The sequence below is a fragment of the Serratia sp. 22264 genome, from assembly GCF_052045345.1.
Taxonomy (GTDB): domain Bacteria; phylum Pseudomonadota; class Gammaproteobacteria; order Enterobacterales; family Enterobacteriaceae; genus Serratia; species Serratia plymuthica.
Genome location: NZ_JBQEOY010000001.1, coordinates 317,640 through 329,195, shown reverse-complemented (window position 1 = coordinate 329,195; position 11,556 = coordinate 317,640). Strand labels below are relative to the sequence as shown.

Sequence of the window (11,556 nt, the reverse complement as noted above, 5' to 3'; positions counted from 1 at the left end):
GGACCGACAGGCGAATGGGCATCAGGTAAAACACAACTATCTTCCAGAATCCAAAAGCAAAAAAGAGCAGTTAACACTGCTCTTTCAGAGTAAACATCAGCAAGTTTCCCCGCTAACTCATGCTTTATTAGCGCGTCATGGCAAAGTACTGAGCCACACGTTTCACATCATGCTCATCCAGGGTACCTGAATCACTTAGCAGGGTGATCCAAGCCTTGATATAAGTATATTTCGCCGACGCCAAGTCCTTTTGCGCGCTGTATAACTGTTGCTCCGCGTTAAGCACATCTACGTTGACACGTTGCCCCGCCAGCACGCTTTGTCGGGTAGCCGTGACCTGAGTGGTCGCCGACTTGACCGCCAACTCGTAGGCAGCCAGCTTGGCACGGCTGCTGATGCACAAGTTGAACTGCTTGCGTAAATCATTCAGTGTGGTGCCCGTCTGAGCATCCATTTCAAACATCGCCTGTCCGTAGCGTGCGGCAGCCTGACGGGTCGACGCCGAAACGCCGCCACCGGCGTAGATGGGTACGCTGACCTGCACGCCAATGCTGTCGGTGCGATACTTTTGATTAACCGTGTTATCGCTGCTGGAGTCATTTTCCGAATGTGAGGCGTAAAGCTGCACCTGAGGCATAAAGCCTGCGCGATTTCTCTCCACTTCATATTTAGCAGCATCAACACCGTGGCGTGACGCCGCCAACGTCGGGTTATTCTCCAGAGCGATTTTTTGCCATTCCTCAAACCTGGAAGGGATGAGCGGCGCCACCTGGAATTTCCCTGGGCGCAACGTTTGCAGCTCATCCAGTTGATTGAGCGGAACACCAATAATCACCTCCAGCTCGCGCTGAGCGGCATCCAACGCATCACGCGCTTCAATCTCCTGCGCCTCGGCCAGGCTATAACGGGCCTGGGTCTCCGAAACGTCGGTAATGGTGCCTTCACCGGCCCCCATTAAACGATCGTTCAACGCCAACTGCTCTTTATAAGCCGCTTTCTGCGCGGAGGCCAACGCGATCTGGTCTTTCGAGTAAGCCACCTCCACGTAAGCGGAAATCACCCGCACCGCCAAATCCAGAAACTTGCTGCGATAGCGCTCATCCGACATCAGCGTTTGCGCCACGCCGGCTTTATACCGCGCATAAGCCTCGTAATCGAATAACGGTTGCGTCAGCGTAATCGAGCTGGAATAGCTGCGATACTGCCTGCGCTGGGTGACTTCGCTGACATTGCCAAAAATGTCACTCGATGGAAATTTTTGCGTCTGCCAGTTTCTCGGCGAATTCTGGTAATTGCCCGATACCTTCGGCAGCAGCCCCGCCCTGCCGATATTTTCGTTTTCGTCTCCTGCCTCTTTCTCTTTTATTGCCGCCCGGAAGGTCGGATCTTTTTCAAGTGCCAGCGAATATGCGTCTAGAATCCCTATCGAATGAACCGGCGCAGATATCGCAAACAAGAGGGTACTGATAGCAAGGCCAGCAACCTGTCGTTTAAATTGAATCAAAATTATTCCTCGGTTAAAGAAGTATGAGCGCGATCCAAAATGGGTTTAAACAGATAACTCAACAGCGAACGCGACCCCGTCTTCACGAACACCTCAACAGGCATACCCGGTTTGATGTCTTCCCCACTCAGCATCTTCATGCCTTCTGGCGTTACCGTGACCTGCATCTGGTAGTAGGGTTCACCGTTGGCCTTGTCCACCAGCCGATCGGCGGAAATCAACGTCACCGTACCCGGAATTTTCGGGGTCTTGTTTTGGTTGAAGGCGGTAAACATCAAATCCACCGGCAACCCGTTGTACACTTTATCGACCAGCTCTACCTTGAGGCGAGAATCCACCACCAGCGTAGCCTGGCTGGGTACAACGTCCATCAGGTGGTCACCCGCTCCCACGACGCCCCCCTGAGTAAAGATGCTTAATCCGACCACGGTGCCATCCACCGACGAAGTGATGGCCGTATTGCCGAGATCAAAATTTGCCATCTCAAGCTTATTTCTGAACTCACTGGCATCCATTTGGGTCTGCGCCAACTGGGTTCTGACCTCACGCTGATAATCGGCAAAGCGTTGATCGATCCGCTGCTGAGACTCCTGCAATTGTTTTTGCACTTGGCCAATCCGCCCAACGGTTTCATCGATACTGCTGTTCACCTCGGCAAACTGGCGCTGAACTTCCAGATAGCGGTTACGCGGCAAATAGCCGTCCGCAGCCAGCTGTTTCATGCTGTTCATCTGCTCGCGCAGACTCGAAAGCTGAATCTGTTTGTTAACCCGTGAGTCCTGCAGGCCTTTCAATTGGAAACGCATGCCATCCATTGACTGCTTATAGCCGTCGATTTCGCTTTGCAGCCCCAGGCGCCGGGAAGAAAACAACTGTGTTTGCAATGCAATAATTTCGGCCACACGTGGCTGATCTTTGATTTGCTCAAAAACGGGGGAGAAAGTGACTTTGGTTAACCCATCTCGCTCGGCGAGCAACCGCCCTTCCGAAGCCAGCGTGGTGTAGTACTGGTCCCGCAGCGAAGCGACCTGAGCCAGTGCTTGCACCTGGCTCAATTGCACCAGCACCTCGCCGGCTTTAACCTTGTCGCCTTCTTTAACGGCGATATTTGTGATGATGCCACTGGCTGGCGCTTGTACCGTTTTACGGTTGCCGGAGACGGTAACGGACCCGGGTGCCGCAACCCCTTTGTCCAACGGCGCAAATGCTGCCCAAGCGAGAAAGCCAAACAGGCCAATCCCAACCACTAACCATCCCATGCGGGTGAAACGCCGCTCATCCTGGGGGATCTGCTCTGAATACGAGTCTTGCGGCTCACCAATGTGCGTAGACATACCAACTCCTTTGACTGCAGACGACGCATTTCAGCGCCGCCCGGCAAGTTCACAGCTTAATTAATTTGAGTTTTTGGGATATTGCCTTCGTCCGGCTCGGAATTGACTGCGCGAACCGCCTGCTGTGGAGTCTGCGCTTTCTGAGCATTCGCCAGCGCCTGCAATACCTGCTGAGTTGGGCCAAATGCATTGACGGTACCGTTCACCAGCAACAACAATTTGCTGGTCATCGACAGCAGATTGGTTCGATGGGTAATCAGAATCACCGTTTTATTACGTTGCTTAAGGAACAGAATCGCCTGATTCAGCGCCTTTTCACCGGCATCATCCAGGTTGGAGTTAGGTTCATCCAACACGATCAGGGAAGGATCGCCATACAACGCACGCGCCAGCCCAATACGCTGCTTCTGCCCACCAGAGAGCCCTGCGCCACCGTTGCCTATGACCGAATCATAACCATTAGGGAAACGCAGAATCAGTTCATGCACACCAGCCAGTTTGGCGGCCTCAATCACTTTCTCTGAATCGATAGCGTTAAAACGCGCGATATTCTCGGCAATGGTGCCGGCGAACAATTCAATGTCCTGCGGCAGGTAGCCGATATACGGCCCCAACTCGTCTTTGTTCCATTGATAAATATCGGCGTTATCAAGCCGTACAATGCCTTCGCTTACCGGCCAAATGCCAACCAGCAAGCGCGCCAATGTGGACTTACCGGAAGCGCTTGGCCCAATAATCCCCAGCACGTCGCCCGGTTGAATGGCAAAGCTGACGTTATGCAATACCGCGTCGGCTTTGGAACCCGGTGGCGTGGCGGTTACGCCTTCTACCGAGATAACGCCTACAGGTCGAGGCAACGACATGCCCAACCCGCGCGGCGGGTGCTTATCAAGCAATTTTACCAGGCGTTGATAGGAGAGCTTGGCTGAGCTCCAGCTTTTCCAGACGTTGATCACCTGTTCGATAGGTGCCAGCGTGCGCCCCATGAGAATCGAACCGGCAATCATCATTCCGGGGGTAATGTGGCCATCAATCGCCAGCCAGCCGCCCAGCCCCAGTACCAATGATTGCAGCGAGAGACGAACAAACTTGGTGATTGAAGTAACGGTGGTGGCACGTTCGCTGGCCACACGTTGGCTATTGAGGAAGCGTTGGTGCAATGTAAACCAACGATGTTTAAGATTAGGCAACATGCCCAATGCCTCGATCACCTCGGCATTACGCAAGTTGGTGCTCGCCAGGCTGCTGGACATGATTGACAGCTTGCTCGCTTCGCCCAAAGGCTTCTTGGAAACCATTTCGTTGACAACCGCCAGAGCGATCAACAACAGCGATCCCACCAGCGCAAACAAGCCAAGCCAAGGGTTGAACAGGAAAATAACCAGCAGATAGATCGGGAACCAGGGCGCATCGAAGAAAGCGAATAAAGCGCTACCGGTAAGGAATTGGCGAACGGTAGTTAAATCGCCCAGCATCTGTCCTGCATCCGAAGAACCATTTTTAAGATTTGCCTCATACGCCGCAGTATAAATACGGGTATTCAAGCGCATATCCAACTGGCTGCCAATACGGATAACCACCATGCTGCGGACATACTCTAATAACGCCATCATGCCGAACATACCCAGCATAATCAGCGTTAACATCAGCAAGGTTATTTCATTACGTGAAGGAAGTACCCTATCGTAGACTTGCAACATATAGATAGAGGGAACTAGCATTAATAGATTGATGAATGCGGTAAATATGCCAACGGTCCAGAAAATTTTACTGCGTGTCCGTATAACATCCGCAATTTCATTACGCGGTATAAATTGATTCACTTTCTTTCCTTACTTCACCCGCACTGTCAGCCAAATCCGCATTGATTCGTATGGAAAATGCCCTATACGATAATCACCCCAAACCTGCTCAAGACTGCAGCCAATTTTTTATTAACTATAGATACATAAACCCAATATCAGCAAGGTACAAAGCAAAAAAAAACTGTGGCATGCCTGTCATTTTTTTATGTTTTAAAACAAATAATTATATCATCTCGCGCCACGCAAAAACAAACCATTAGTTACTATATGGCTTTTACTGCCTGCAACCTCTATTTTTCAATATAATCTTCCGATAAAACAATAATTAGATATCTAATGATAACTATACTTAACGCTTAATTATGAACTTTTATCATTAACAAAAAACCATATACAATCAATATGTAAAGAGCATAAGTTATTACTTCCATGGACATTTAGGAATAGTTACATGGCAAATAAATAAAAAAAATCCTACCACCTTGACAAAATACCCGTTAGCTCCTTTCCTTAAATTGCGAAAACAAAAATTGCTATTCATGCGCCATCTTTATATGTCGCTGTTTTTGCATGCGTTAACACTAAAAATTCGACCGAATCTCTTCCTGTTAACGGTTGTGGAGCAAGGTCACGACATACTTATGACGATTGATATGGGTACATCCAAAGGGGTAACGTATGGCCACATTAGTATCACAGCAAAAAGCAGCGGCTTTATTTTTAGCCATTTCCGGAAAGAACATTGATACTGCGGGTTTAGATTACTATTCACAGAAAATCGAGACTTCTGCCCTTTCACTTGAACAAGTTGCCCAAAAGTTCATTGCAGGTACAGCCAGCCTGAACGGCCGCACGGCATCTGAAATTGTCACTACCATCTACACGTCAGTGCATGGCAGTGCCCCCACCAGTCAAGTTTTGGCCGATCTGTTAGCAGGCAGCCCAACAACGGCATCCGTAGTTGCGAAAGTTATTTTTGATGTGCTGGATTACAATGGCTTTGATTCAACACTGTTATCGCAACAAAGCGTCTTTGAAACCAAAGTTGAAAAATCCCTGTTCCCGGTCGCATCGACGGCCTCTTCTGCCGGCGCAGCTGATGTGCAGGGCATCTTCCACGTTGTCGGTCTGACGCAAACGCAAGACGGCATCACCTATTGGGGGACGGTACTGGCCCAGGGCGGAAAAACTCTCGCAGCCATCGCGCAGACTTTTGTCAACTCCAGCCCATTGAAAACGCTGAGTGACAGCGCTTTCATCAACGCCCTTTTCCAAAACAGCTATGAACGCGCGCCGACTACCGCCGAAAGCAACAGCTATCTTGCACTGCTAAGCGGCGGTTCAACACGCGGTGACGTGGTTGCACAGGTGATTAATGCCTTGAAAGGTACCGTTGCTGCCGGTGATATCACGGCTCAACAACATTTCCAGGCAGCTACTCACGTTTGGCAACCAGGTGAACTGCCGGCACTGAACCTCCAGGAGCAAGTGGCAGCAATCTATCTGGGCGTCCCGGGCCGCGGCGTTGACTCAGCAGGTCTGGATACCTGGAGCAAGCAACTTTTTGCCGGTAAGACCTACGCACAGGTTATCACTACGTTGATCAATTCTGCTGAATCGCAGAAAAAAGGCGGCCAGCTGACCGGTGATGCCTTCGTTCAACACGTCTTTACTTTGGTGCACGGCGTTGCTGCCACTGCAGCGCAATTAACCAGTTACGGCGCATTGGGCGACAAAACGACAATTACCCAGGCCATCATTAACGACCTGCGTGGATCCGTGGCGACAGATGCAGCAACCCTGACCCAGCAACACGGGTTTGAATTTGATATCGGCACCAGCTTGTTGTACAAAACTGCGGCCTCTCTGAGCACAACAGCGGCTGGTGGCAACGCTACCGGAACGGTTAATACCGGGGCTTCACATCAGATCAGTAATGCAGAAACTGCGGTATTGACCGATGTCCTGCTTGCCGCCAATGCCGCCAGCGTCGTTAACCTGAAGTTCGCCGATCATCTGGCGAATCTCACCATTAACGGCACCAGCGCAGCAACGGTTAACCTGTCAGACAACGGGGTTAACCCGGGTGTTGATATCACCGTGAATAACGGCAACGTAATCCTTAACGCCAGCTCCGGCGCGGATGATGTGCTGGTTACCGCTACGGCGGCTGTCGCTACCGCTACCGGTGATTTCAATCTGGGCGCAGGGAATGACTCGCTGAAATGGTTGGGCAATGCTGCTGTTGGCGGTGCTAATACCGTAGGTGCAGGCGTTTCCGGCGACGGTGGCGCTGGTATTGATACTATCTCCGCCAACTTTATTACCAAAAACGTCGTGATGTCAGGCAACACCCTTACTCGTACTGCGACTATTACCAGCAACTCTTCACAGTTCAGCAATTTCGAGAAGTTGGATCTGGCGGGTTATATCGGCAAGGCAACGGTAAGCAGCGGATCCACTGCGGCAAACCATACCTTTGATTTTGGCGTATTAACCGGTAATGCCATCTCAGAATCAAGCCTGACAGGGACTCTTAGCACCACGATCAATCAGGCTGCAACCTCCAACATCGGTTCACAAGGCTTCGTACTCTCTGGCCTGGCCGAAGCGGTGAAAGTGATTAATGCCGCCGGGGGCAGTTCGGCCCAACTGGAAGTTACGGGTAATGCGACTGCGGCAAGCAGCGTGGAAATTACTTTCCTGCAGAATGCGACCAATCACTTTGATGTTAATTTTACCGCTACAAGTTCTTCGGATGTGAACGCAGGCTCTCTGGCGTTGAACAGCAGCAGTAGCCTGTTGTTCCCAACGGCATTAACCGACGTGAACATCGCTTCCGGTGGTACCGGTAACTTTGACAATATTTTGTCGCTGACCGGGACCAATGCTCAGGTACAAAACATCACCGTTACCGGCGATCATTTGCTTGATCTGACTCTGGGTAGTGGTTACAGCAACGTCCGTGATATCGATGCATCGGCCAACACTGGCGGCCTGAATCTTGATTCAAGCCACGGCGGTACCGGCGACGGTATCATCGTTCAGTTGCTGAACATTCTGCCACTGAGTGCTGTCACTACCGCGTTGCTGGCGCCGGTTCTGACTGCCCTGGGTCTGAATGGCTATCAATTGACGGTGGAAGGCTCCACAGCTGCCGACAACCTGGCGGCGATCGGCAATACCACGTTGACCGGCGGCAGTGGTGTAAATACCTTCGAAGCCAAGGCCAGTAATACTCAGGCTGGTATTACCATCACCGACTTTGACAGCACCAAAGACAAAATTGTCGACGTTGCTTCTGCATTGACCATTTCCGGCGATACCAGCGGCACCGCGGTGGCGGATTACGGCACCCGTGCTTCCGATACTCTGGATGCTCTGCTGGGTACGCTGGTTGGCGGTCTGACCAACGGCGTTATCGGGCTGCTGGGTGGTATCCTCGGCCTGGACAGCAGTAACTCACTGACCGCTAAAGTCGGTGTGGCATCTGTGGTGTTCGGCGGAACAGGCAATAACGCCAGCTCCTATGTGATTATCGATAATAACGATAACCACACTCTGGATACCAACGACAGCGTTGTTTACCTGACTGGTCAAAACCACCAACAACTGATTGATACTCTGCACTACGCTTAAGGGTGCTAGCCCTTTTCGTGAGAGTCGCCAGCTGTTGAAGGATATGAGTAAGTAATTTAAATGCCGGCCAGTTAATCCTGACCGGCATTTTTTATTATCCGGGGGAAGCGAAAGGCTCAGAGCGAGCAAGAGAATGTCAAAAGAGGATATTGCTGGCTGGGGATGGCCGGTAATGGCAGTGGCGTAAAGGCAAAAAAAAATCCGAAAACGAAGGCGTTTCCGGATTTTCACGAGAGACAAGATTCAACGAACCTTATCCAAACAGTTATCTGCCGCCGCTGTGATTACCAGGGCGAGCTAATCGGTGAGTTGGAGCGCATCATTACCGGGACATCGCCATCAGGTATGGCGGTATTACCCTGCAACTCTTTCAATGGCGTGGCCTTCTGCTGCTGCTGAGCCGTATCACTAGACATCAAACTACGCAGGCTCGAAGCAATTCCACTGGATGGCTGCGTTACCGGTTTTTCCTGCCAGAACAACATCGCATGTTGATTATTGCCTTTCAGTGCAATAGAGATTTTCCCTCCTGGTAAAGCCTGATATTTCTCTACCGTATACGAGCGGGCAATATCAGCCACTTTACTGAAAGCCAGCATCGATGGCTTCGGCTGACCGTCACGGGTCAACAAACCAAAGCGATGTTCATTAATCTTCGGATTATCCCCATCGTCGAGTAGATCATACCACCACACGCCTTTGATATACGGCCGCGATTTCGCCAGGAAGGTATACTTCACGATATACTGTGCAGCCAGGTCTTTCGACAACCCTCCCTTACCCTCATAGGTCGGCACTCCTACCTCGGTAATATAGATAGGTACATCACGGCCTGCGGCTTTGGAAAGCCTGGCCTCAAATTGGTCTATTACTCCGAGATTGCCCTCAGGCGCCCGCACGGCATAATTGTCATTACCGTATGAATATGGATGAATGGATAGACCATCGACGTAATTAAGCACGCCCAATTTGACGATCTTATCAACCCAGGAAGGATCACGCGTCCCTGTCGGGTTGGCAGACCCCGTCATGACAATCGCATTAGGATCCGCTTTTTTGACTGCGGCTGCCGTTGCTTTAACCAGTGCGACAAAAACCTCTGGCGGAGGCGGATTACGCGGTTTCGGTTTAATCGCCGTGGCATTTGTCCATTCATTCCAGATTTCGTAATATTTGATTTTGCCTTTGTATTTTGACGCCGTCCAATAAGCATAGTTGGCGAAGGCATTAATCGCTTCCGGTGTTGTCGGATAACCTGATGGATCGTAAAGCTTATTGCCATAAGCCAATACCAACAACCCGTTCAAACCATAGTTAGGCCCGTCATTAAATGCTTGATCGGCCTTCTGCATATTGCCGGTAATGGCATACTGCCCTTTTTGCTGCTCTAACCCTCCCCAGGGAAAATCCGCACGATAGGAAGTAAAGCCATAACGCTTTATCAACTCTAGATAGTTGTCCGGATCCTTCGGGTACCAGCGAAAATGTGAATGAATCCCAACCTCAAAAGCAGCCGCATAGTTGCTGAACAGCATCAATGGCAAAATGGCATAGGCCAGCAGTTTCGTTTTACCACCTATCAAACTCTGCTTACAAAATACGCTAGTCAAAATTTACCTCCAACTACAGATGGAAATCAAACGGTTACCCATGCCCCAGAGAAATCGAGACTCCCTCTCCGCCACTGGCAAAAAACAGATCTTACTCAAAAATCGTAGCACTAAAAAATCAACGTTTCTTAAATCGAATATCTCAATACTTCGAACAACACAAAAAAAACAACCTTCGCAGGCAAAGGCCCACGAAGGTTGTCCATGCTTGTGCTTTTGTATCAGAACTCAGTAAGCGCCATCGCGCTTCAAAACCACAGAGATAGTCTTGAACAAAATGACAATGTCATTCCACAGCGCCCAGTTTTTGACGTACCAGGAATCAAAATACACGCGGGTATCGTAGTCGATGTCATTACGCCCGCTGACCTGCCACAGACCGGTCATGCCAGGCTTGGCCATCAGGTAATAATCAACATCACCAGCATAACGTTCCAGTTCTGCCTCAATGATTGGCCGAGGTCCTACCAGGCTCATCTCCCCACGGAACACGTTCCATAGCTGCGGTAACTCATCCAGGCTGGTCTTGCGAATAAACGCTCCCACCCGAGTGATGCGCGGATCGCATTTCAACTTAAAGTCTTTATCCCATTCGGCGCGCGCCTCAGGATCTCGAGCCAAGAGTTCTTCTAGAACCTCTTTAGAATTCAGCACCATCGAGCGGAATTTAAGACATTTAAATCTCTTGCCATTATGGCCGACGCGTTCATGACCATAAATTGGTTTCCCACCGTCTCGCGACACCAAAATAGCCAGAATGCACAATATCGGAGACAACATAATCATGATTGCCAACGAACCAAAAATATCGAAGGCTCGCTTGATAAAGCGCGATGAACGCTTGGCCAGATTATTATTTACCCGCAGGATCATAACTTCATGACTGAAGATAAAACTCATGTCGGTTCCGTATAAAGGCACGCCGCGCAGCGTCGGAATCACTGAAACAGACCTGCAGTCGTGTTTTGCCAGATTTTTCAGCCACCAGTCTCTCAATGCATGCTGTTCAAACTCAAGGGCAACAATAAACTGAGTATTTTCAGTATCGACGCAATCCCATAAAGCTTGTTCACTATTGATAACCGGCACACCGAAATAGTGATCCTCACAGGGCGTTTCGGTACAAACGAAAGCAACTACATCGAACCCCATGACCTCTTCGCTCTGCAAGGCAGCATAAGCCTCGAATGCGTTCTTGCCGGAACCGATAATAATCGTCTGCTTTTTCCATAAACCTAACTTATTCAGCAGCTTTTTGGTCAGAGCACGCCCAAGGGGAACCAGAACAATCATTATTCCCCAGGAAAACATCCAGATATAACGTGAAAAATGCCACTTGGAGAAAGCAACCAGGGCCAGATCCAGGATGGCAAAAATGAACAGAGTTCGGATCACTTCCTTCAATTCAAACCAGAACGGCTTGCGATAGGTATAGTGACGTAAACGAGTCCAAAACCAAAATACACAAAGCAGAGAAAGGATAAACTGCGCCAATACTCGGACGCCGAATTCCTCAGGCGGGACAAACCCATCCAGCCCCCCCATCACTTTATGAATGATAAAATACGCCAGATAAACAGCAAGGTTGAAGAACAGTATATCTGACGCTGCCAGCATCAACTTTGATGCCATATTACTGAACAGCCCTTTAGTCTGCTTCATCG

The 11,556-nt window shown here is 50.1% G+C and carries 6 protein-coding genes; 1 reads left to right on the top strand and 5 read right to left on the bottom strand.

The features are described 5' to 3' along the window. Nucleotides 1–127 precede the first annotated feature (127 nt). From ACTJJ1_RS01585 to ACTJJ1_RS01575, 3 genes are read right to left on the bottom strand one after another with little or no spacing between them, the layout of a single operon-like run. A complete protein-coding gene (locus tag ACTJJ1_RS01585; protein ID WP_004942419.1) occupies nucleotides 128–1,504 on the bottom strand; it encodes a TolC family outer membrane protein in 1,377 nt (458 codons plus the stop codon). A gap of 2 nt (nucleotides 1,505–1,506) precedes the next feature. Then, nucleotides 1,507–2,838, bottom strand: coding sequence for an HlyD family type I secretion periplasmic adaptor subunit (locus ACTJJ1_RS01580; RefSeq protein WP_004942416.1), 1,332 nt, complete (start codon nucleotides 2,836–2,838; stop codon nucleotides 1,507–1,509). A 56-nt stretch (nucleotides 2,839–2,894) separates the two neighbouring features. After that, nucleotides 2,895–4,661: a type I secretion system permease/ATPase gene (locus tag ACTJJ1_RS01575; protein ID WP_004942413.1), complete on the bottom strand. Its 1,767-nt coding sequence runs from the start codon at nucleotides 4,659–4,661 to the stop codon at nucleotides 2,895–2,897. Nucleotides 4,662–5,321: 660 nt separating this feature from the next. On the opposite strand from ACTJJ1_RS01575, the gene ACTJJ1_RS01570 reads away from it, so the two are divergent. After that, nucleotides 5,322–8,282 carry a DUF4214 domain-containing protein gene (locus ACTJJ1_RS01570; protein WP_440832109.1) on the top strand — a complete coding sequence of 987 codons (2,961 nt, stop codon included), beginning with the start codon at nucleotides 5,322–5,324 and terminating at the stop codon, nucleotides 8,280–8,282. A gap of 284 nt (nucleotides 8,283–8,566) precedes the next feature. Here ACTJJ1_RS01570 and ACTJJ1_RS01565 read toward each other — a convergent pair whose 3' ends face one another. Further along, nucleotides 8,567–9,892, bottom strand: a complete 1,326-nt coding sequence (locus ACTJJ1_RS01565) for a cellulase family glycosylhydrolase (protein ID WP_004942410.1) — start codon at nucleotides 9,890–9,892, stop codon at nucleotides 8,567–8,569. 228 nt (nucleotides 9,893–10,120) lie between these two features. Then, the gene (wbaP, locus tag ACTJJ1_RS01560) at nucleotides 10,121–11,554 is read right to left on the bottom strand and encodes an undecaprenyl-phosphate galactose phosphotransferase WbaP (protein ID WP_041417329.1); all 1,434 of its coding nucleotides are present in this window, start codon (nucleotides 11,552–11,554) and stop codon (nucleotides 10,121–10,123) included. Between the last annotated feature and the right edge of the window lie 2 nt (nucleotides 11,555–11,556).

Excerpts from the sequence above, each read along its gene's own strand:
- ACTJJ1_RS01580 (WP_004942416.1), bottom strand. The coding sequence starts at position 2,838 with ATGTCTACGCACATTGGTGAGCCGCAAGACTCGTATTCAGAGCAGATC.
- ACTJJ1_RS01570 (WP_440832109.1), top strand. The coding sequence starts at position 5,322 with ATGGCCACATTAGTATCACAGCAAAAAGCAGCGGCTTTATTTTTAGCC.
- wbaP (WP_041417329.1), bottom strand. The coding sequence starts at position 11,554 with ATGAAGCAGACTAAAGGGCTGTTCAGTAATATGGCATCAAAGTTGATG.